This window comes from Ensifer sp. ENS07, assembly GCF_014852185.1.
GTDB classification, from domain to species: domain Bacteria; phylum Pseudomonadota; class Alphaproteobacteria; order Rhizobiales; family Rhizobiaceae; genus Ensifer; species Ensifer adhaerens.
The window spans coordinates 326,143-348,923 of sequence record NZ_JACVBE010000004.1; the positions used below are offsets into that span (position 1 = coordinate 326,143).

The window sequence follows — 22,781 nt, forward strand, 5'->3', positions numbered from 1 at the left end:
GTTATCTTCGCAAAACGGAAACGGCTTTGCCAAGAGCATCAGCGATGCTATTTGCAGCTTCAAGAGATGCCGCGGCTTCAGGCTGCGGCGACAAACCTCATGGCGTCCGCCGGCCCGTCCCGGATACTGCGCAGGCAGGCGGCCCATGCACTAACAAAGCCCAGGGATTTCAGCGTGAAGGAAAAGGACCGGCGGTCGAAGAATGCCTCCGTGACGACGGCCAAGGGCCGTGGTGCCGAAGCGCGTGGCGGCGGCCGCCACGATCAGAAACGTTCGGCACCGCCGAAGGGCGGCGGCTTCAAGGAACGGCCGGCGCGACCGGCGGCAGCGCAGACGGCGGAGACGCGCGAGAAGCCAGCAAAGCATACGCCTGCACAGGAAACGCCGGCGCGGGTGATCGCGCGGCGAACGGGGGAAAAGCCGGCCGAGCGCATACCGCTCATTCTCGAAACGTCGGACGCATCCGGCTATCACCTGATCGACAGCGGCGCCGGCGAAAAACTTGAGCAATACGGTCCCTACCGCATCGTGCGCCCCGAGGCGCAGGCGCTCTGGCCGCGCAGCCTGCCCGATAGCGTCTGGGAAAAAGCCGACGCGATCTTCACCGGCGACACCGACGAAGACGGCATGGGGCGCTGGCGCTTTCCTGGCGCCGTGCTCGGCGAGACCTGGCCGATGCAGCTTCTCGGCACCGATTTCCACGGTCGCTTCACCTCGTTCCGCCATGTCGGTGTGTTCCCGGAACAGCTCGCGCACTGGAGCTGGGTGAAGGATCAGGTGGAAAGGGCGGGGCGGCCGCTGAAGGTGCTGAACCTCTTCGGCTACACCGGCGTCGCCTCGCTGATCGCCGCCAGGGCCGGCGCCGAGGTGACCCATGTCGACGCCTCCAAGAAGGCAATCGGCTGGGCGCGCGAAAACCAGCAGCTGGCGCGGGCCGAAAACCTGCCGATCCGCTGGATCTGCGACGATGCGATGAAGTTCATCCAGCGCGAAGAGCGCCGCGGCAGCCGCTACGACATCATCCTGACCGACCCGCCGAAGTTCGGCCGCGGGCCGAACGGCGAGGTCTGGCAGCTTTTCGACCATCTGGCGGCGATGCTCGACATCTGCCGCGAGATCCTGTCGCCGGAGGCGCGCGGCCTGGTGTTGACGGCCTATTCGATCCGGGCGAGCTTCTACTCGATCCATGAACTGATGCGCGAGACGATGCGCGGCCACGGCGGCCGGGTGGAGTCGGGCGAGCTCATCATCCGCGAGGGCGGGCTTGACGGTCGCGAGCCGGGCAGGGCGCTTTCGACCTCACTCTTCAGCCGCTGGGTACCGCAATGACGAACGACAGAAGCGAACACGGCACCGGTCGTGTCGGTCAGGTGAAGGAGGTCACGAGCCTCACCAACCCGATCATCAAGGACATCCGCGCGCTGACGCAGAAGAAGCACCGCGACGAGACGCGCTCCTTCATGGCCGAGGGCCTGAAGCTGGTGATCGACGCGCTCGACCTTGGCTGGAAGATCAAGACGCTGATCTATGCCAAGGCGGCCAAGGGCAAGCCGCACGTGGAGCAGGTGGCGGCAAAGACCTTCGCCAAGGGCGGCCTGGTATTGGAAGTCAGCGAGAAAGTGCTGTCGACGATCACCCGGCGCGACAATCCGCAGATGGTCGTCGGCATCTTCGAGCAGCGTTACCAGTCGCTGAAGGACCTGAAGCCGCAATTGGGCGAAACCTATGTGGCGCTCGACCGCGTCCGCGATCCCGGCAACCTCGGCACCGTCATCCGCACCGCCGATGCCGCCGGCGCTTCCGGCGTCATTCTCGTCGGCGAGACCACCGATCCGTTTTCGCTCGAAACCGTGCGTGCGACCATGGGCTCGGTCTTTGCCATGCCGGTGGCGCGCGCCAGCGTCGAGGACTTCATCCGCTGGCAGAAATCCGCCGGCGTGAAGGTCGTCGCGACCCATCTCGCCGGCGCTGTCGACTATCGCACCATTGACTACAAGACCAAGCCAGTCGTGCTTCTGATGGGCAACGAGCAGTCGGGTCTGCCGGAGGAACTCGCTCGAGAAGCCGGTGCGCTTGCCCGCATCCCGCAGGCCGGCCGCGCCGACTCGCTCAATCTGGCGATTGCCACCGGCATCATGCTGTTCGAGGCGCGTCGCCACCTTCTGACCCTGGATGCCCGCGCATGAGCGAGAAGCAGGTGCTGTTTTCGCGGCCGCTGCCGATCGCGGTCTTCATCGTCTTCGCGCTCATCGCCGACCAAGTGATCAAGTATCTGATCGAGCTTTACCTGCCCTTCAATCAGGCGGTCCATGTCGTGCCGATGCTGGCGCTCTACCGCACCTACAACTACGGCGTCGCCTTCTCGATGCTGTCAGGCATGGAGGGCTGGTTCATCGTCGGCATGCGGCTCACCGTCTGCGCCTTTGTGCTCTGGCTGTGGAAGCGCACGCCGAAGGATCGGTTCTTCGCCCATTTCGGCTATGCGCTGATCATCGCCGGCGCGCTCGGAAACCTCGTCGACCGGCTGCTCTTCGGCTACGTCATCGACTACATCCTGTTCTATACGGAGACGTGGTCTTTCGCCGTCTTCAATCTGGCCGATACCTTCATCACCATCGGCGCCGGCGCGATCATTCTTGACGAACTACTGCACGCGAAAAAAGCGGATCGCTAAGATTTTATCGAAGCCTTGAAGCCATTCAGAACGCCTGTCGTGTTAGCCGGAACGCATGAGCGAACCGTCACGACTGCTAGAGCGGATCGAAACCGGCTTCGGGAGAGACGCCCGGGCGGGTAAGGCTGCGTCGGTTTCGGCGCTTCCGCTCGATGGGCCGGCGTCCCGTCAGGTGTCGGCGCAGCCGGCTTCCGGCGCGCGCTCTGCGCTTAGTTACGTATCCCTGGCGCTGCTCGGCCTGGTCGCTTCCGGCCTTGTCCTCGTCGTCGGCATGACTGCCGGCTTCCACCTGTTCGCCGCGGCGATTGCCGCGGCCGGCGTGGTCGGTGCGCTTCTGCTCGCCGTCGAAGCCATCCGCGCGTTTGATAGCGTGCCGGTTTCCGATGAGGTGGAGCGGGACCAGGATTGGCACCGCTCCGAAACCTCGGCGTTGCTTTCGACCATTCACGATGCGCTGGGTGACCTTGCGATCATGCGTGGCATGGACGGAAAGATCGTCCACGCCAATGCTGTCTTCCATCAGGTCTGCGGCCGATCGGATGTCCGGGGCATGGCCTGCGGCGCCCTTGGGCTGAGGTTCGAGCCGAAGGCTGCGCCCAATCATTACCTCGTGCGCATCGCCGCGGCCGAAGGCGTCCGCCTTTTCGATTGGCATGACGTGATCGCCCGCGATCCGGCGAGCGGCAAGCTCATGCGTCACAGCATTGCGCGTGATGTCACCGAGGAAGCGCGCGCCGCGCGCGAGCGTGAGGCGGCGCGCCGGCGGGCCGAGGAGGCGAGCCAGGCAAAGTCGCGGCTGCTCGCCACCGTCAGCCACGAGATCCGCACGCCGCTTTCGGGCATTCTCGGCATGAGCCATCTGCTCGGCCAGACCCGCCTGTCGAGCGAGCAGCAGAACTATCTCGCCGGCATGCAGCAATCCGGCCACGCTCTGGTCCAGCTCGTCGAAGACCTGATCGACTTCTCGTCGCTTTCAGCCGGCCGCTTCCAGTTTCGCCCCAGCCGCCAGGATCCGCGCGGCGTGATCGAGAGCGTCGTGGAAATGCTCTCCAATCGCGCCCACGAGAAGGGCATCGAGATCGGCGCCACCGTTTCCGTCGACGTGCCCGCGCTGATGGCTTTCGACGCGGCGCGCCTGCGCCAGGTGCTCTTCAACGTCATCGGCAACGCGGTCAAATTCACGGAAGTCGGTGGCGTCTTCGTCAGCGCCGACACGATCGAGGACTGCGTGCGGATCCGTATCGACGATACGGGGCCGGGCATGTCGCCCGACGACCTGAAGCGCATCTTCGAGGAATTCGAGCAGGCCGGCAACGACGAGCAACGCGCCAAGGGCACAGGGCTCGGCCTCGCGATCTCCAGGCGCATCATGCAGGCCTGCGGCGGCAGTCTCACGGCCGCAAGCGCGCCCGGCCGCGGCAGCCGCTTTGAAATCCGCCTGCCGCTTGCCGAAGTCGAGGCGATTGCGTCGGAGCGCCGCTCCACCCTCGCCGGGTCGCATGTGCTGGTCATGGCTCCCGATGGACCGGCCTCGGCGGCGCTGGCGGCAACCATCGCGACGCTTGGCGGGCGCTGTCATCGCGCAACGACGCTTGCCGCAGCCCAGCATGTTCTTGCCGATGTGCAGGCAGGTGGCGCGCCACTCACCGACGTGATCGTCGACCACCGGCATGCGCAGCAGTACGAGCAGCTCCTCGCACTCCAGCCGGCCATCGGCCGGCTGGAGGTTCGCCGCACCTATCTGATCAATCCGGAGGAGCGCAACAGCCACCCCGTCAACCAGATGGATGGCTACGAGGCCTGGCTGATCCGGCCCTTGCGCGAAAAGTCGCTGATTGAAGTGCTGCTCGGACGCCTGAAGGGCATCGAAAAACGCGACGCGATCAACGACAACAGGCCGGTCCTGCGCGAGGAGCCCGTCGTTGAACCCGTCCGCCGGCCGGGACACGGCATCCTGCTGGCCGAGGACGATCCGATCAATGCGTTGATCATCCGCACGCTGTTGCAGCGTTCGGGACACGCGGTGCAGCTCGTCAGCGACTTCGCGGGGGTCGCCGAGACGCTGCGAGCCCCTGCCGGAAACGCCTTGCCGGCACTTCTGGTCACCGACCTCAATATGCCGGGTGGCGACGGGCTTTCCATGATGCGGCACATCCGTAATGACGAGGCAATACGCTCCTTGCCAAGGTTGCCGGTCATCGTGCTGACTTCCGATATCCGCGAGGATATGCGCGACCACCTGCTTGCCGCCGGCGCCGATGTGGTGTTGGCGAAGCCGGCCGACCCGCAGGTGCTGACTTCGGAGATCGCGCGTCTGCTGCGCAAACGGTAACTCTTGCGATGGTTACGGTATTGATCGGGCGGCGGGGGTTGTACGCAACTTTCATGTCACTATGTTGTTGCAGAAACGTGGTCTAAGCCCCCGCAGACAGATTTGATTCGGGATAACGCGGATGGCCATCGAGCTACTGGATTCAGCGAACGTGGTTGACACTTCTCAGGCTTGCATCGGCACGAAAGCTGCCGTCCCGACGACCGACGTGCTTGGCCGGATCGCCAATCTTGAGACGCGCCTTGCCCGCACGGCATCGGAAATCGATGCTGCCCAGGCCGTGCGCTACAAGGTTTTCGTCGAGGAGATGAAGGCGCAGGTCGGCCCCGAGGCCGATCGGCGCAAGCGCGACGTCGACAGCTGGGACGCGATCTGCGACCACCTGCTGGTTCTCGACACCTCGATCGAAGGCGACGCCGAAGATCAGATCGTCGGGACATACCGGTTGCTGCGCCAGGATGTGGCTGAGCGCTCCGGCGGCTTTTACTCGTCTTCCGAATTCGCGATCGACGCGCTTCTCGCCCGTCATCCGACCAAGCGCTTCATGGAGCTCGGCCGCTCCTGCGTCCTGCCGGACTACCGGACCAAGCGCACGGTCGAACTCCTGTGGCAGGGCAATTGGGCCTATGCGCTCAAATACGGCATGGACGCGATGTTCGGCTGCGGTTCGTTCCCGGGTGTCGTTCCGGCCGAGCATGCGCTGGCGCTGTCCTTCCTGCACCACAACATCCGCGCCCGCGACGACTGGGCCGTCAGCGCACGGCCCGAGCTGCACCGGACGATGGATTTGATGCCGGCCGAGGCGATCAATGCCAAGAAGGCGCTCGCCGCTCTGCCGCCGTTGATCAAGGGCTATATGCGCCTCGGCGCGATGGTCGGCGATGGCGCCGTGGTCGATCATGCGTTCCGCACCACCGACGTTCTGATCGTTTTGCCGATCAGCAATATCTCGGGCCGCTACCTCAACTACTACGGCGCAGATGCCGGACGTTTCGGTGGCGCCGCCTCCTGACCGGGTCCCGGTGAGGTTAACCAATTATTAATGATGGATTTGACTTTCAAGGTCGAAAGAGAGACATGTATTGTCATGTTCTTCTCTAATTTTATGACGAACGAATAGAGAAAATAAATGGAGAAACTGCCGATCTTCCGGGGGTCGACAGGTATAGGGTTCCCAAGACTCCGTCTTTCATTACCTTAAACATAAATGCATTGCCAGTTATTAAGCCCGCCTCCTTTTCGGAGAGCGGGCTTTTCTTCTTTATAGTTGTATCGAATTGCTACCAATCGGGGTCGCGCGTTGACCCGAATGAAGGCGGCTGCACCAAAATGAAGCAGCCGCCGGACCGGCAATGCCGGTCCTACATGCCGGCGTTGTAGGCCGCGATCGCCGCCATGTTGACGATGTCGGAATCCTTGGCCGACATCGAGACGATCTGGATCGACTTGTCGAAGCCGACGAGCAGCGGGCCGATCACCGTCGAGCCGCCGAGTTCCTGCAGCATCTTGGTCGAAATCGATGCCGAGTGGAACGCCGGCATCACGAGCACGTTCGCCGTGCCCGAGAGGCGGCAGAACGGGTATTGCTCCATGACGCGAGCATTGAGCGCCACGTCGGCGGCCATCTCGCCGTCATATTCGAAATCGACGCGGCGCTTGTCGAGGATATTGACCGCTTCGCGCACCCGCTCAGAGCGTTCGCCCTGGGGATGGCCGAAGGTGGAATAGGCAAGCATTGCCACGCGCGGCACGTAGCCAAGCCGCTTGGCGAGGCCGGCTGCTTCCTCGGCGATATCGGCAAGCTCCTCCGAAGAGGGCATGTCGTGAACCGCCGTGTCGGCGACGAGCACCGTGCGGCCGCGGCAGAGCGCGATCGAGACGCCGATGACGCGGTGGCCGGGCTTCGGGTCGATGCAGCGACGCACGTCTTCGAGTGCCGTCGAATAGTTGCGGGTCAGGCCCGTCACCATGCCGTCGGCATCACCGAGCGCCACCATGCAGGCGGCGAAGTGGTTGCGGTCGTTGTTGATCAGGCGCTGGGCGTCGCGGAACAGGAAGCCCTTCCGCTGCAGGCGGGCATAGAGATAGTCCGTATAGGCGCCGACGCGCTTGGAAAGCCGCGCATTGACGATCTGGATGCCGGGGCGGTCGAGGTCGATGCCCTCGCGCTCTGCCGTCTCGCGCATGCGCTCCTCGCGGCCGAGCAGGATGGCGGTGCCAAGCTGCTGGTTGGCATACGCGATTGCAGAACGCATGACCTGCACCTCTTCGCCCTCTGCAAAGACGATGCGCTTCGGCTGGCGCCGGACGCGCTCGTAGATGCGCTGCAGCGTCGAGGCGATCGGGTCGCGGCGGGCGGAGAGTTGGCGGCCATAGGCTTCGAGGTCGGTGATCGGTTTGCGGGCGACGCCGCTTTCCATCGCCGCCTTCGCGACCGCCATCGGGATCGCCGAAATCAGCCGCGGGTCGAAGGGGACCGGGATGATGTATTGCGGACCGAAACGCGGACGGTTGCCCTGGTAGGCTGCGGCGACATCGTCGGGAACGTCTTCCTTGGCAAGGCTCGCCAGCGCTTCAGCCGCTGCGATTTTCATCTCGTCGTTGATGGTCGTCGCGCGCACGTCTAGCGCGCCACGGAAGATATAGGGGAAGCCGAGCACGTTGTTGACCTGGTTCGGATAGTCAGAACGGCCGGTGGCGACGATCGCGTCGTCGCGGATGCGGGCGACTTCTTCCGGCGTGATTTCCGGATCCGGGTTGGCCATGGCGAAGATGATCGGCCGCGGCGCCATCGAGCGCACCATATCTTCCGAAAGGGCACCCTTGGCCGAGAGGCCGAAGACCACGTCGGCGCCGTCGAGCGCTTCGGCGAGCGTGCGGCGGTCGGTCTTGACCGCATGCGCCGACTTCCACTGGTTCATGCCCTCGGTGCGGCCTTCGAAGATCACGCCCTTGGTGTCGCAGAGGATGATGTTGTCAGAGGCAAAACCCATTGACTTGATGAGCTCGATGCAGGCGATTGCCGCCGCACCCGCACCGTTGCAGACGAGCTTCGTCGTCTTGAAGTCGCGGCCGGTCAAGGCCAGCGCGTTGATGAGGCCTGCTGCGGCGATGATCGCCGTGCCGTGCTGGTCGTCGTGGAACACCGGGATGTCCATGACCTCGCGCAGCTTCTGCTCGATGATGAAACAGTCCGGCGCCTTGATGTCTTCAAGATTGATGCCGCCGAAAGAGGGCCCGAGGAAACGCACGCAGTTGATGAACTCGTCGACGTTTTCGGTATCGACTTCAAGGTCGATGGAATCGACGTCGGCAAAGCGCTTGAACAGCACGGCCTTGCCTTCCATGACAGGCTTTGACGCAAGCGCGCCGAGGTTGCCGAGGCCGAGAATGGCCGTGCCGTTCGAGATCACGGCCACCATGTTGCCGCGCGTCGTGTAGTCATAGGCGGTGTTGGGGTCCTCGGCGATCGCCTTCACGGGGACTGCAACGCCCGGAGAATAGGCAAGCGACAGGTCGCGCTGGGTGGCCATCGCCTTGGTGGGAGAAATCTCCAGCTTTCCGGGACGACCCTGCGAGTGAAAATCGAGCGCTTCCTGCGCGGTGACGCTCGTCATGGTGCGATCGGTCTTGTCGGTGGCCGGCATGTTTCCTCAATCCTCCTGTGGGCGAGCCTTGCGGCGCGCCTCTTTATGGTTGTCGTCTATAATTCCTTGGCGATAGTGTGCCATCTCTTTTTTCGGGACAATCATGAATTTCGTGACAGACTATTCGACCCGCGCGGGGGAGGTTTTATCCGCAGCCGAATTGGCGAGCGAGGAAAGCCGTTCCACGGCGACGCCGATGATGGAACAGTTCATCGAGATCAAGGCGAACAACCCGGATTCGCTGCTGTTCTACCGCATGGGCGACTTCTACGAGCTGTTCTTCCAGGACGCGGTCGAAGCCTCGCGCGCGCTCGGCATCACGCTCACCAAGCGCGGCCAGCACATGGGTCAGGAAATTCCGATGTGTGGCGTGCCGGTACATGCGGCCGACGATTACCTGCAGAAACTGATCGGTCTCGGCTTTCGCGTCGCCGTCTGCGAGCAGGTGGAAGACCCGGCGGAAGCGAAGAAGCGCGGCAGCAAGTCGGTGGTGCGCCGCGACGTCGTGCGCTTGGTCACTCCGGGCACGATCACCGAAGAGAAACTGCTTTCGCCGTCCGAGACCAACTATCTGATGGCGCTGGCGCGCATCAAGAGCGGGTCCGAGCCTGCCTACGCGCTCGCCTGGATCGACATTTCGACCGGCATCTTCCGCCTCGCCGAGACAGCCGAGAGCCGGCTGCTTGCGGACATCCTGCGTATCGAGCCGCGCGAACTGATCCTTGCAGACACCGTGTTTCACGACCCGGAACTAAGGCCCGTCTTCGACGTGCTCGGCCGCGTTGCCGTGCCGCAGCCGGCGGTCTTGTTCGACAGCGCCACGGCGGAAGGGCGCATCAGCCGCTACTTCGGCGTCAAGACGCTTGATGGCTTCGGCACGTTTTCCCGTGCGGAACTCGCAGCCGCTTCCGCGGCGATCTCCTATGTCGAGAAGACCCAGCTTGCCGAACGCCCGGCACTCGGCACGCCGGAGCGCGAAAGTGCCGCCTCGACCTTGTTCATCGATCCGGCGACCCGCGGCAATCTCGAACTGGTGAAGACGCTGTCCGGCGCGCGCGAGGGCACGCTGCTGAAGGCGCTCGACCGCACGGTGACAAGCGGCGGCGCCCGCCTTCTTGCCGAGCGGCTGATGTCGCCGCTGACCGACCCGGACCGTATCAATGAGCGTCTCGATTCCATCGAGATCCTGGCGGACCAGCCGTCCTTTGCCGGCGACCTGCGCGATGCGCTACGTCGCGCGCCGGATATGCCGCGCGCCCTGTCGCGGCTGGCGCTCGGCCGTGGTGGCCCCCGCGATCTCGGCGCAATTCAGGCCGGCTTGCATGCGTCCGCGTCCATTTCACGGCTGATGGCCGCAGGAACGCTCTCGGACGAACTGAAGGAGGCGCGCGCCGCAATCGATGCGCTTCCCGCAGGCCTGCTCGGCCTGCTCGATGCGACGCTTGGCGACGAGCTGCCGCTTCTGAAGCGCGACGGCGGTTTCGTCTGCGAAGGCGCCAATGCCGAGCTCGATGAGGTCCGGGGCCTGCGCGACCAGTCGCGCCGGGTGATCGCCGGGCTGCAGCTGCAATATTCCGAAGAGACCGGCATCAAGTCGCTGAAGATCAAGCACAACAACGTGCTCGGCTACTTCATCGAGGTGACGGCGGGCAATGCCGGCTCGATGACCGACACCGACGCCGGTCGCGCCCGTTTCATCCATCGCCAAACGATGGCGAACGCGATGCGCTTCACCACGACGGAACTGGCCGAGCTTGAAAGCAAGATCGCCAACGCCGCCGACCGGGCGCTGTCGATCGAACTTGAAGCCTTCGACCGGATGACGGCAGAAGTCGTCGCTGCTGCCGAGACGTTGAAGGCGGCGGCACTGGCTCTTGCGACCGTCGACGTCTCCGTCGGTCTCGCGGTGCTTGCCGAAGAACAGGCCTATGCCCGCCCCACCGTTGACCGCTCGCGCATGTTTGCCATCGACGGCGGCCGCCATCCGGTGGTCGAGCAGGCGCTGAAGCGCCAGGCATCAAATGCCTTCGTCGCCAATGGCTGCGATCTCTCTCCGCCCGAGGGCGAAGAGGGCGGTGCGATCTGGCTGCTCACCGGTCCCAACATGGGCGGTAAATCGACCTTCCTGCGCCAGAACGCGCTGATCGCGATCATGGCGCAGATGGGCAACTTCGTGCCTGCCGCGAGCGCCCATATCGGCATCGTCGACCGGCTCTTCTCCCGCGTCGGCGCCTCCGACGATCTGGCGCGCGGTCGCTCGACCTTCATGGTCGAGATGGTCGAGACCGCGGCGATCCTCAACCAGGCGACCGACCGCTCGCTGGTGATCCTCGACGAGATCGGTCGTGGCACCGCCACCTTCGACGGCCTGTCAATCGCCTGGGCGGCAGTCGAGCACCTGCATGAGGCGAACCGCTGCCGCGGCCTCTTTGCCACCCACTTCCATGAACTGACCGTGCTCTCGGAAAAACTCGGCCGTCTCTCGAACGCGACGATGCGCGTCAAGGAATGGCACGGCGATGTGATCTTCCTGCATGAGGTCGGTCCGGGCGCCGCCGACCGCTCCTATGGCATTCAGGTCGCGCGTCTCGCTGGCCTGCCGGCCTCGGTCGTGGCTCGCGCCAAGGACGTGCTCGCCAAGCTCGAGGACGCCGATCGCAAGAACCCGGCGAGCCAACTGATCGACGATCTGCCGCTGTTCCAGGTGGCGATCCGTCGTGAAGAGGTGAAGCCCGCCGGAAACTCCAAGATCGACGAGGCGCTGAAGGCGCTGAACCCCGACGACATGACGCCGCGCGAGGCGCTCGATGCGCTCTATGCGCTGAAGAAGGAACTGAGCGCCGCCAAGGCGGGATGAAGAAAATGCGTGCGGTTTTCCGCCCGCATCCCGCCAACCGTTGCCTAAGCGGCGCTGCGCCTTTTTCCTGTGCAAGCCGTCTGTAAAAAGGCTATACAGCGCCGCACGCTTTTGCGGGCGCGGCGCTCGAATTGTTGTGTGGTCTTTATTCGGCCTCGGTCGCAAGGATCATGCAGGAGCGCTTGACAGCGAACGACCACGCAACCAGTCGGACAGGACGCCCCTCGGCACTTCATGGGCAGACACGAAACCTTCTTTCCCGAAATCCTCGACGTCGCAGCGCTCCGGGCAAAATGCGACTTCATCGCCTCGGCCCACGCCGAACAGCGCGACCCGATGCGTCAGGCATTGCTGGCGGCTTTCAAGCAGGCAAATGTCGCCGGCCGGGCGAAGGCCCGCGAGCTGTTCAACGCCGATGGTGCCGGCATTCTCTGCGCCGAACGCATTTCCTGGCTGCAGGATCAACTGATCACAGTGCTGCATGATTTCGTGCTGAACGAGATCTTCGACGCCGCCAATGCGCCGCCCGCGTCCCGGATCGCCGTGACGGCGGTCGGCGGCTATGGCCGCGGCACGCTGGCGCCGGGTTCAGACATCGATCTTCTTTTCCTGCTGCCGGTCAAGAAGGCGGTCTGGGCCGAGCCGGCGATCGAGTTCATGCTCTATATCCTCTGGGATCTGGGCTTCAAGGTCGGCCACGCCACCCGCACCATCGACGAGTGCATCCGGCTATCGCGCGCCGACATGACGATCCGCACGGCCATCCTCGAGACGCGCTATATCTGTGGCTCCGAGACATTGTGCGCCGAGCTTGAAACGCGCTTCGATCATGAGATCGTGCGCAACACCGGCCCGGATTTCATCGCCGCCAAGCTTGCCGAACGCGACGAGCGCCACCGCAAGGCCGGCGACACGCGCTACCTCGTCGAGCCCAACGTCAAGGAAGGCAAGGGCGGGCTTCGCGACCTGCACACGCTGTTCTGGATCGCCAAGTACTTCTACCGGCTGAAGGACACCGCCGACCTCGTCAAGCTCGGCGTACTTTCGCGGCAGGAGTACCAGCTCTTCCAGAAGGCCGAGGACTTCCTCTGGGCGGTGCGCTGCCACATGCATTTCCTCACCGGAAAATCCGAGGAACGGCTCTCTTTCGACATCCAGCGCGAGATCGCCGAGGCACTCGGCTATCACGACCATCCGGGCCTTTCGGCCGTCGAACGCTTCATGAAGCACTTCTTCCTGGTGGCAAAGGACGTCGGCGATCTCACCCGTATCTTCTGCGCAGCACTCGAAGACCAGCAGGCCAAGGACGCGCCCGGCATTTCCGGGCTCATCGGCCGCTTCACCCATCGTAGCCGCAAGATTGCCGGCACGCTCGATTTCGTCGACGATGGCGGTCGCATTGCGCTTGCAAGCCCCGACGTCTTCAAGCGCGATCCGGTCAATCTGCTGCGCTTCTTCCACATCGCCGATATCAACGGGCTGGAATTCCATCCGGCGGCACTGCGCCAGGTCACGCGGTCGCTGAGCCTGATCAAGCCGGCGCTGCGCGAAAACGAGGAGGCGAACCGCCTCTTCCTGTCGATCCTCACGTCCCGCCGCAAGCCGGAGCTGATCCTCCGGCGCATGAACGAAGCCGGCGTGCTCGGCCGCTTCATTCCGGATTTCGGCAAGATCGTCTCGATGATGCAGTTCAACATGTATCATCACTATACGGTCGACGAGCATCTGCTGCGCACCGTCGACGTGCTGTCGCGCATCGAAGGTGGCATCGAGGAGGAGGCCCATCCGCTCGTCGCCAAGCTGATGCCGGGGATCGAGGAGCGCGAGGCGCTCTATGTCGCCGTGCTGCTGCACGACATCGCCAAGGGCCGGCCGGAGGATCACTCGACCGCCGGCGCCAAGGTGGCACGCAAGCTCTGCCCGCGCTTCGGGCTGTCGCCGAAACAGACCGAACTCGTCGCTTGGCTGATCGAGGAGCATCTGCTGATGTCGATGGTCGCCCAGACCCGCGACCTCAACGACCGCAAGACGATCGTCGACTTTGCCGAGCGGGTACAGTCGCTTGATCGGTTGAAGATGCTGCTCGTCCTGACCGTCTGCGATATCCGCGCCGTCGGCCCGGGTGTCTGGAACGGCTGGAAGGGACAGCTTCTGCGCACGCTCTACTACGAGACCGAGCTGTTGTTGTCGGGCGGCTTCTCCGAGCTGTCGCGCAAGGAGCGTGCGGCCCATGCCGCTGTCATGCTCGGCGAGGCCTTGACGGACTGGTCCGAGAAGGAGCGCGAGGATTACGTGCGCCTGCACTACCAGCCCTATCTCCTGACGGTGGCGCTGGAGGACCAGATCCGGCATGCGCGCTTCATTCGCGAGGCGGATGCCGCCGGCAAGGCGCTGGCGACGATGGTGCGCACCCACCAGTTCCACGCGATCACCGAAATCACCGTGCTTTCGCCGGACCATCCGCGGCTTCTGACGGTGATTGCCGGTGCCTGTGCGGCCGCCGGCGCAAACATCGTCGACGCGCAGATCTTCACGACCTCGGATGGCCGTGCGCTCGATACCATTCTCGTCAACCGCGAGTTCGCTGTCGACGAGGACGAGATGCGCCGGGCAGCGAGCATCGGCAAGCTGATCGAGGACGTGCTTTCGGGCCGCAAGCGGTTGCCGGAAGTCATCGCCAGCCGCACCAAGGTGAAGAAGCGCACCAAGGCTTTCACGGTGACGCCGGAAGTGACGATCAGCAACACGCTGTCGAACAAGTTCACCGTGATCGAAGTCGAAGGCCTCGACCGTCCGGGCCTCTTGTCCGAGATCACCGCGGTGCTGTCCGATCTTTCACTCGACATCGCCTCGGCCCACATCACCACCTTCGGTGAAAAGGTGATCGACACCTTCTACGTCACCGATCTCGTCGGCCAGAAGGTGACGAGTGAAAACCGTCAGATGAACATTGCCGCCCGCCTCAAGGCCGTCATGGCCGGGGAGGGGGACGAGGCGCGCGACCGCATGCCCTCGGGCATCATCGCGCCGCCCCCGGGCGTTTCCTCCGCTCACAGAACGACAAAAGCCGAAACATGAGTCTGGTCAAGAAATTTGCAACCGTCGGCGGCGCGACACTCGGAAGCCGCCTGTTCGGCTTCATCCGCGAAACCTTCATGGCGGCAGCGCTTGGCACCGGCCCGGTTGCCGACGCCTTCAACACCGCCTTCCGTCTGCCCAACACCTTCCGCCGGTTGTTTGCCGAGGGCGCCTTCAATTCCGCTTTCGTGCCGCTCTTTGCCCGGGAAATCGAGGCGAACGGCATGGATGGCGCGCGGCGTTTCTCCGAGGAGGTCTTTGGCGTCCTCTTCACCGTGCTGCTGTTCCTGACGATCGCGATGGAACTGACGATGCCCTTCATCGTCAGCAACCTGATCGCGCCCGGCTTTGCCGACGACCCGGAAAAACTCGGAAGCACCATCGTCTTTGCGGCGATCATGTTCCCCTATCTCGCCTGTATGTCGCTGGCTGCGATGATGGCGGGCATGCTGAATTCGCTGCACCGCTATTTCGCGGCGGCGATCGCGCCGGTCTTCCTCAATTTCATCCTCATCGGCGTGCTCGGCTATGCCTGGTATGCGGGCCAGGATCCGATCGCGGTCGGCTACGGCCTTTCCTGGGGCGTCATGGCCGCCGGTCTCGTCCAGCTCGCAATCGTCTGGATCGCCGTGCGCGATGCCGGCATCAAGATCGGCCTTCGTCGCCCGAAGATGACCGCCAACGTGAAGCGCCTGCTCGTACTGGCGCTGCCGGCGGCGATCACCGGCGGCATCACCCAGATCAACCTCCTGATCAACACCAACATTGCGTCTGCCCAGGAAGGTGCGGTGTCGTCGCTCGTCTATGCCGACCGTATCTATCAGCTTCCGCTCGGCGTCGTCGGCATTGCCGTCGCAACCGTGCTTCTGCCGGAACTCGCCCGCGCGCTGCGTTCGGGCAATGTCAACGAGGCCTCGAACCTGCAGAACCGCTCGGTCGAGTTCACGCTGTTCCTGACGCTGCCGGCCGCCGCCGCTTTGCTCGTCATGTCCGAGCCGATCGTCCGGTTGCTGTTCGAGCGCGGCAAGTTCTCGCCGGAATCGACCATCATCGTCGGTCATATCCTGGCAATTTACGGCCTCGGCCTGCCGGCTTTCGTGCTGATCAAGGCCTTCATTCCCGGCTTTTTCGCGCGCGAGGACACGCGCACGCCGATGATCTTCGCCGCGATTTCCGTCGTCGTGAACGTGTCCCTGGCGCTCACCCTGTTTCCACGGCTTGGCGCGAGCGGCATCGCCACCGCCGAGATCGTTGCCGGCTGGGTGAATGCCGTGCTGCTTTTCGCAACGCTTGTCTGGCGCGGCCATTGGGGCAGGGACATCCCGCTTCTGACCCGTATCCCGCGTCTCGTCCTCGCGGCGGCGGGTATGGCGGCGGCGCTGTATTACGCTGTCGGCTGGTTCGCTTTCGAACTGTCCTCTGCCGCGTCCCTGCTGACGCGGGCAACGACGCTGACGGGCCTGGTCGCAGTCGCCATGGTGATCTACTTCGGGCTCGCCTTCGGCCTCGGCGGCGCGAGCCTCGGCATGATCCGCCGCAACATCAAGCGGGGCGCGAAAGCGCCTGCGGAGCCTGCAGCAACGCCGGAGGCGGGTGACTGATGCGCCAGACGATCGCACGCATTGCCCTGGTCGTGCCGGATTATGACGCCGGCATCGCCTTCTATTGCGGCAAGCTCGGTTTTGATCTCGTGGAGGACACCGTTCTCGACGCCACCAAGCGCTGGGTCGTCGTCCGTCCCAAGGGGGCCGTCGAAACGGCGCTGCTGCTTGCCAAGGCTGACGGCGAGCGCCAGCAGGCGGCGGTCGGCAACCAGACCGGCGGTCGGGTCGGGTTCTTCCTGTTCACCGACGATTTTGCCCGAGACCATGCGGCGATGCTGGCCGCAGGCGTCGTCTTCCTGGAGGCGCCGCGCCATGAGCCCTATGGCACCGTAGCCGTGTTCAGCGACCCGTTCGGCAACCATTGGGATCTCTTGCAACCGGCGGCGTGAACCTACAGGACTCGACCTCTTGATTGCCTCCCGCCACCCGTGCATAAGCCATGCCGTTAGCAACATGGGCCAGCCGGCCCTGGGGCCCTCCACCAGCCTATTGAGGACGACATGAACGAATTCAAGCCGCTCGTATTCTCCGGCGTTCAGCCGACGGGCAATCTCCATCTCGGCAATTATCTCGGCGCGATCCGCAAGTTCGTGGCGCTGCAGGAAAACAACGATTGCATCTATTGCGTCGTCGACCTGCACTCGATCACCGCGCAGCTCGTACATGAGGACCTGAAGGGGCAGATCCGCTCGATCGCCGCAGCCTTCATCGCTTCGGGCATCGATCCGAACAAGCATATTGTCTTCAACCAGTCGGCCGTGCCGCAGCACGCGGAACTCGCCTGGATCTTCAACTGCGTCGCCCGCATCGGCTGGATGAACCGCATGACGCAGTTCAAGGACAAGGCCGGCAAGGACCGCGAGAATGCGTCGCTCGGCCTGCTGGCTTATCCGAGCCTGATGGCGGCTGACATTCTCGTCTATCGCGCCACCCATGTTCCCGTCGGCGACGACCAGAAGCAGCACCTGGAGCTGACGCGTGATATCGCCCAGAAGTTCAACATCGACTTCATGGAGCATATTCGCAGCGCTGGTTACGGTGTCGACATGGTCGTCGGCGAAGAGCCGATCCATGCCTACTTCCCGCCGGTCGAGCCGCTGATCGGTGGCGCTACGCCGCGCGTCATGTCGCTGCGTGACGGCACCAAGAAGATGTCGAAGTCGGATCCCTCCGATCTCTCGCGCGTCAACCTGATGGACGACGCAGAGACGATCTCGAAGAAGATCCGCAAGGCCAAGACCGATCCGGACGCGCTTCCGAGCGAAGTGGACGGTCTGAAGGGCCGTCCCGAGGCGGACAACCTCGTCGGTATCTACGCGGCGCTGTCGGACAAGACCAAGGAGCAGGTGCTCGCCGAATTCGGTGGGCAGCAGTTCTCGGTCTTCAAGCCGGCGCTGGTCGACCTTGCGGTCGAGATTCTCTCGCCGATCACGGCCGAGATGCGCCGCCTGATGGGCGACACCGCCCATATCGACGCGATCCTTAGGGATGGCGGCGAGCGGGCGCGGGCGCGGGCAGAAAAGACGATGCGCGAAGTGCGCGAAATCATAGGCTTCCTGCAGTAAATTGATTGGGTCCGGGGCACTCCCGGACCCTGTTTCATTTTCATGGTCGGCCTTCGCTAGCCGAAGTGAACCTCGACCGGAAAGCCTCGGGCACTTTTCCGTGTCCTCGTCCGAAACGCAAAAATCAGACCTTGCGGCGGCTCGCGCGGGATGTATTGTTCACCCTATGGTCTCGACCCGACTCTCTCGACTTGAAGGACATCGCCGCAAATTCATGGCGGTGATAGACGATACCCCGGAATGCGGGCGCGCCGTGCACTATGCGGGCATGCGCGCCAAGAATTCCAATGGTGGCCTCGTCCTGCTCTATGTGATCGCCGACGGCGACTTCCAGCAATGGCTGGGGGTCGAGGAAATCATGCGTGCGGAAGCACGCGAGGAGGCCGAGGCGACGCTCGCCAAGGTGTCCCAATCGGTCCGCGAGCGGATCGGCATCGAGCCCGAGGTCGTCATCCGCGAGGGCACGGCCACGGAGCAGATCCACGCGGCGATCGAAGAAGATCGCGACATCGCCATTCTGGTTCTCGCGGCCGGCTCGGCGAAAGAAGGCCCCGGTCCGCTGGTGTCGTCCATTGCCGGCAAGGCCGCGGCCTTTCCGATCCCCGTCACGGTCATCCCGGATGCCTTGACGGATGAGGAGATCGACGCGCTCAGCTGACCTGCGTCGCTATGTGCTCTTGCGACCAGACGGCCATGCTCCTATATTCTTTTGAATTATTCTAAAAAGCTGGGCGGATGCCGCTCCGGCGAAACGGAGACAGACATGTTCATTCAGACCGAAGCCACGCCGAATCCGGCGACGCTGAAGTTTTTGCCGGGCAAGGTCGTCCTGGAAAACGGCACGGCCGAGTTCCGCGACGAGGAAGAAGCACGCGCCGGCTCGCCGCTCGCGGCACGGCTGTTTTCGATCCCCGGCGTCACCGGCGTCTATTTCGGCTACGATTTCATTACCGTCAGCAAGGAAGGCCAGGAATGGCAGCACCTGAAGCCGGCGATCCTCGGTTCGATCATGGAGCACTTCATGTCGGGCCAGGCGATCATGGCTGGCAGCGGCCGCGCCGAGCAGTCCGACGAGGAAGACGAGTTCTTCGACGAGGGTGACGAAACGATCGTCGCCACGATCAAGGAACTGTTGGAAACCCGCGTACGTCCGGCCGTCGCCCAGGATGGCGGTGACATCACCTTCCGCGGCTTCAAGGATGGGACTGTGTTCCTCAACATGAAGGGCGCCTGCTCCGGTTGCCCGTCGTCCACCGCGACGCTGAAGCATGGCGTGCAGAACCTGCTGCGCCACTTCGTTCCCGAGGTGGAGGCCGTCGAGGCCGTCTGATATAGCGCGCGCCTGTCCGGCGCGCCGGTTTCGCGTATCGATTTTGCCGCAAAGCCCGATCGGCTTTGCGGCTTGTGGCGTCTGAAAGATCCTGCGTTGAAATGATTGTACTTGCGCTCGACACGTCCGGTTCCGGTTGCTCCGTTGCCGTCTATGACAGCGAAACGGAAGCCGTGCTCGGGCGTTCCGGGGCCGATCTCGGCAAGGGACACGCCGAGCGGCTGATGGAGTTCGTCGACGAGGCATTGGCTGCGTCCGGCCGGTCGCTTGACGCTATCGACCGCATCGCCGTCACTGTCGGCCCGGGATCCTTCACCGGCATTCGCGTCGGCGTAGCGGCCGCTCGCGGCCTGGCGCTTGCGCTCGGCAAACCCGCCGTCGGCGTCTCGACACTTGCGGTCGTGGCCGAGGGGCTGCGCCGGACGGCCGCCGGAAAGCCCGTCCTTGTCGCCATCGACGCCAAGCGGGACGAGGTCTATCTCCAGGCTTTCGATGCGACCGGTAGCGCCACGGGTGAGCCCGAAGCACTCTCCGTCGGAAGTGCGCGCGAACGATTTGCCGGTTTCGACGGCGTCATAGGCGGCTCCGGCGCGCATCTCGTCGCTGCCGATCTACCGCTCAAGCCTTCAGAACTCATCGATGTCGCCGCCGTCGCCAAACTTGGTGCCGCTGCCGATCCAGCCTCGGCCAAGCCGCGTCCGTTATATCTCCGAGGCCCCGACGCCAAGCCGCAGGCGGGCTTCGCGATTGCCCGAGCATAGACCGAGATGAGCTTCACCGATTACTTCACCCGCCGCACCGAGTTCGACATCTTCCCCTTGGAGGAAGCGGACCTGATTGCCGCGGCGGCGCTGCACCGTCAGCGTTTCGCGTCCCCGTGGAGCGATGGCGAAATCCATGCGCTTCTGGTGCAGGAGACGGTGTTCGGCTTTGTCGCCCGGCAGACCAATGGCAGCTTTCGCCCGGCCTTCGGTGGGTTTGTCCTGTCGCGTGCCGTTGCCGGCGAGGCGGAAATCCTGACGATCGGCGTCGAGCCGCGTTATGCGCGCTCCGGTCTCGGCTGGCGGTTGATGCAGGCGGCGATGCGCGAGGCGCTGGTCAAGGGCTCCGAGGCCCTGTTCCTCGAAGTCGACGAGACCAACCAGCCCGCAATCGGGCTTTACCGTAAGCTCGGCTTCAACAAGGTCGGCGAACGCCGCGCCTATTACCAGGACAAGGCCGGCCAGCGGACCGCCGCGCTTGTCATGCGCCTCGATCTTCGCTAGTCCCGACACGGACAGGGGCAGGATGAGGAAGGCCAAGGCGGTCTTCCGCCCGCATCCGGCATTACCCTATTAGAACAGGTCACGATGATCGCGCCGCGGTTCGGCTCCAGATCATCGCGATTCTCAAGGTCTCGCGCAGGAAAACTCTTCCCGGATGGTCAATTGGCTACGGATCGCGATCTTCGCAGCGCTTCTGGCGCTGGTTTCGCTCGTGCTGATGCCGATTCAGGTCGTCTGCCTCTGGCTCGATCTGAAACCCCGGCGCCGTCTGCCGCGATATTGGCACCGGCTCGCCTGTTATCTTCTCGGCATAAAGGTGCGCGTCCACGGCATGGCGGATCGCCGCTGGCCGCTTTTGATCTGCGCCAACCACGCCTCCTGGAAGGACATTCTGGTGCTCTCCTCGGTTGCCGACGTCGTCTTCGTCGCCAAGTCCGAGGTGAAGGGCTGGCCGTTCTTCGGCGTGCTTGCCCGGCTGCAGGCGTCGATCTTCGTCGAGCGCGAGCAGAAGCGCTCGACCGGCAAGCAGGTGAGCGAAATCGGCGAGCGCATGGCGGCCGGTGAAATCGTCGTGCTCTTTCCCGAGGGAACGACCTCCGACGGCAACCGTCTGCTGGAGATCAAGACCTCGCTTTTCGGTGCGGCCGCTTCCGCCGTGCCGCATTCGCCGACCGGTCTCGTGCATGTGCAGCCGGTCGCGATCTCCTATACCGGTATCCATGGCATGCCGATGGGCCGCTTCAACCGGCCGATCGCCGCCTGGCCGGGCGACACCGAACTGGTGCCGCATTTGCTCGGCATCCTGCGTGAGGGCGCGATCGAAGTGGACGTCGATTTTGGTGAGGCCATCGATTACGACCGCCATACCAATCGCAAGGAGGTGAGCCGTACGGTCGAGCAGCGCATCCGCAGCATGCTGTCGGATCGTCTGCGCGGGCGGGCTTGAAACGCCCCGGGCAAGGACCGCTGCGCCGAAAATACTTCAACTTCCGACCGCTTTGCACTAAAGAACCCGGCATGACCCAGGAAACCGCCCTTCTGTCGACGACGCCCGCCACGGGCGACGAGCGCGCCCCGGCCCGCAAGGTCTTCGTCAAGACCTACGGCTGCCAGATGAACGTCTACGATTCCGACCGCATGACGGACGCCCTGTCGCGCGACGGCTACGTCTCGACCGATGTGCTGGAAGACGCAGACTTCGTCCTGCTCAACACCTGTCACATTCGCGAGAAGGCGGCAGAGAAGGTGTATTCCGAACTCGGCCGCCTGCGCGATCTGAAGAAGGAAAGGGCCAAGGAAGGCCGCGAGATGGTGATCGGCGTTGCCGGTTGCGTCGCGCAGGCCGAAGGCAACGAGATCCTGCGGCGCGCACCGGCCGTCGACCTGGTGATCGGCCCGACCACCTATCACCGGCTGCCCGAGGCGCTGAAGCGCGCCCGCAGCGGCGAGCGTGTCGTGCAGACGGAGTATGCCGTCGAAGACAAGTTCGAACACCTGCCGGCACCCGACAAGGCAAAGACCCGCATGCGCGGCGTTACCGCGTTCCTGACGGTTCAGGAAGGCTGCGACAAGTTCTGCACCTTCTGTGTCGTGCCCTACACGCGCGGCTCCGAGGTTTCCCGCCCCGTCGCCCAGATCGTCTCGGAGGCGGAAAAGCTGGTCGAGGGCGGCGTGCGCGAGATCACCCTGCTCGGTCAGAACGTCAACGCCTGGCACGGCGTCGGGCCCGATGGCCGCGAATGGGGCCTTGGCGACCTGCTTTCGCGTCTTGGCGAGATCGGGGGTCTTGCCCGGCTGCGTTACACCACCAGCCACCCGCGCGACATGGACGACAGCCTGATCGAGGCGCATCGCTCGATGGTAAAGCTGATGCCCTACCTGCACTTGCCGGTGCAGTCCGGCTCCGACCGTATCCTGAAGGCGATGAACCGCAGGCATACGGCGGCGGAATATCTGGCGCTGATCGCGCGCATCCGCGCCGTCCAGCCGGACCTCGCATTGTCGGGCGATTTCATCGTCGGCTTCCCCGGCGAGACCGATGAAGACTTCGAGGACACCATGCGCCTCGTCGAGGCCGTGGGTTATGCACAGGCATTTTCATTCAAATATTCGACCCGTCCCGGCACGCCGGGCGCCGAGCTCGGCGACCAGGTTCCCGAGGACGTGAAAGCCAAGCGCTTGGAAAAATTGCAGGCTTTGCTGTTTTCCCAGCAGCGCGCCTTTGCCGAGTCCTGCGTCGGCCGCGAAATCGACCTGCTTTTGGAGAAGGAAGGGCGCATGCCCGGCCAGCTCGTCGGGCGTTCGCCGTGGCTGCAGCCGGTGAATGTTGATGCAAAAGCATCGCAAATCGGTGACATTATCAAGGTGCGAATCATCAAGGCCGGGCCGAACAGCCTGTTTGCAGAGATGATCGGGTAAGGACCGAAAAC

At 63.9% G+C, this 22,781-nt stretch carries 17 protein-coding genes; 16 read left to right on the plus strand and 1 reads right to left on the minus strand.

Features of this window, described 5'->3' with window-relative positions:
* Nucleotides 1–174: 174 nt before the first annotated feature.
* The 5 genes from IB277_RS16570 to IB277_RS16590 all read left to right on the plus strand — a co-directional run bounded on the left by IB277_RS16570 (nt 175) and on the right by IB277_RS16590 (nt 6,018).
* Nucleotides 175–1,329: a class I SAM-dependent rRNA methyltransferase gene (locus IB277_RS16570; protein WP_034797624.1), complete on the plus strand. Its 1,155-nt coding sequence runs from the start codon at nt 175–177 to the stop codon at nt 1,327–1,329.
* Nucleotides 1,326–2,186, plus strand: a complete 861-nt coding sequence (locus IB277_RS16575) for an RNA methyltransferase (protein WP_043615629.1) — start codon at nt 1,326–1,328, stop codon at nt 2,184–2,186. The genes IB277_RS16570 and IB277_RS16575 overlap by 4 nt, the downstream gene beginning before the upstream one ends.
* Nucleotides 2,183–2,674 (plus strand): signal peptidase II, encoded by a 492-nt coding sequence (gene lspA / locus IB277_RS16580; RefSeq protein ID WP_090300945.1) that lies wholly within the window; start codon nt 2,183–2,185, stop codon nt 2,672–2,674. Before IB277_RS16575 ends, lspA begins: the two co-directional genes overlap by 4 nt.
* Nucleotides 2,675–2,729: 55 nt before the next feature.
* A complete protein-coding gene (locus tag IB277_RS16585; RefSeq protein WP_090300943.1) occupies nt 2,730–5,006 on the plus strand; it encodes a hybrid sensor histidine kinase/response regulator in 2,277 nt (758 codons plus the stop codon).
* A gap of 121 nt (nt 5,007–5,127) precedes the next feature.
* Complete coding sequence (locus tag IB277_RS16590; RefSeq protein WP_034797430.1) at nt 5,128–6,018, plus strand: GNAT family N-acetyltransferase; 891 nt, start codon at nt 5,128–5,130, stop codon at nt 6,016–6,018.
* Between the two features lie 349 nt (nt 6,019–6,367).
* On the opposite strand, the gene IB277_RS16595 is transcribed toward IB277_RS16590, so the two are convergent.
* Nucleotides 6,368–8,653, minus strand: a complete 2,286-nt coding sequence (locus IB277_RS16595; protein WP_060519765.1) for an NADP-dependent malic enzyme — start codon at nt 8,651–8,653, stop codon at nt 6,368–6,370.
* A 103-nt stretch (nt 8,654–8,756) separates the two neighbouring features.
* On the opposite strand from IB277_RS16595, the gene mutS reads away from it, so the two are divergent.
* From mutS to miaB, 11 genes are all read left to right on the plus strand, one after another.
* Entirely contained in the window at nt 8,757–11,510 is a 2,754-nt protein-coding gene (gene mutS / locus IB277_RS16600; protein ID WP_090295108.1) for a DNA mismatch repair protein MutS, read from the plus strand.
* Between the two features lie 234 nt (nt 11,511–11,744).
* Entirely contained in the window at nt 11,745–14,588 is a 2,844-nt protein-coding gene (locus IB277_RS16605) for a [protein-PII] uridylyltransferase (protein ID WP_090295106.1), read from the plus strand.
* Nucleotides 14,585–16,189: a murein biosynthesis integral membrane protein MurJ gene (gene murJ, locus IB277_RS16610; RefSeq protein ID WP_034797419.1), complete on the plus strand. Its 1,605-nt coding sequence runs from the start codon at nt 14,585–14,587 to the stop codon at nt 16,187–16,189. The genes IB277_RS16605 and murJ overlap by 4 nt, the downstream gene beginning before the upstream one ends.
* Entirely contained in the window at nt 16,189–16,581 is a 393-nt protein-coding gene (locus IB277_RS16615; protein WP_060519771.1) for a VOC family protein, read from the plus strand. Before murJ ends, IB277_RS16615 begins: the two co-directional genes overlap by 1 nt.
* Nucleotides 16,582–16,692: 111 nt before the next feature.
* Nucleotides 16,693–17,757 (plus strand): tryptophan--tRNA ligase, encoded by a 1,065-nt coding sequence (trpS, locus tag IB277_RS16620; RefSeq protein WP_090295104.1) that lies wholly within the window; start codon nt 16,693–16,695, stop codon nt 17,755–17,757.
* 166 nt (nt 17,758–17,923) lie between these two features.
* The gene (locus IB277_RS16625; protein ID WP_034797413.1) at nt 17,924–18,415 is read left to right on the plus strand and encodes a universal stress protein; all 492 of its coding nucleotides are present in this window, start codon (nt 17,924–17,926) and stop codon (nt 18,413–18,415) included.
* Between the two features lie 105 nt (nt 18,416–18,520).
* Nucleotides 18,521–19,087 carry a NifU family protein gene (locus tag IB277_RS16630; RefSeq protein ID WP_034797411.1) on the plus strand — a complete coding sequence of 189 codons (567 nt, stop codon included), beginning with the start codon at nt 18,521–18,523 and terminating at the stop codon, nt 19,085–19,087.
* Between the two features lie 101 nt (nt 19,088–19,188).
* The gene (tsaB, locus tag IB277_RS16635) at nt 19,189–19,848 is read left to right on the plus strand and encodes a tRNA (adenosine(37)-N6)-threonylcarbamoyltransferase complex dimerization subunit type 1 TsaB (protein ID WP_034797409.1); all 660 of its coding nucleotides are present in this window, start codon (nt 19,189–19,191) and stop codon (nt 19,846–19,848) included.
* Between the two features lie 6 nt (nt 19,849–19,854).
* On the plus strand, nt 19,855–20,352 hold the full coding sequence (locus IB277_RS16640) for a GNAT family N-acetyltransferase (RefSeq protein WP_043615664.1): 498 nt from the start codon (nt 19,855–19,857) through the stop codon (nt 20,350–20,352).
* Nucleotides 20,353–20,506: 154 nt separating this feature from the next.
* A complete protein-coding gene (locus tag IB277_RS16645; protein ID WP_090295103.1) occupies nt 20,507–21,298 on the plus strand; it encodes a 1-acyl-sn-glycerol-3-phosphate acyltransferase in 792 nt (263 codons plus the stop codon).
* A 71-nt stretch (nt 21,299–21,369) separates the two neighbouring features.
* A complete protein-coding gene (miaB, locus tag IB277_RS16650; RefSeq protein WP_034797403.1) occupies nt 21,370–22,770 on the plus strand; it encodes a tRNA (N6-isopentenyl adenosine(37)-C2)-methylthiotransferase MiaB in 1,401 nt (466 codons plus the stop codon).
* The last annotated feature ends 11 nt before the right edge of the window (nt 22,771–22,781 follow it).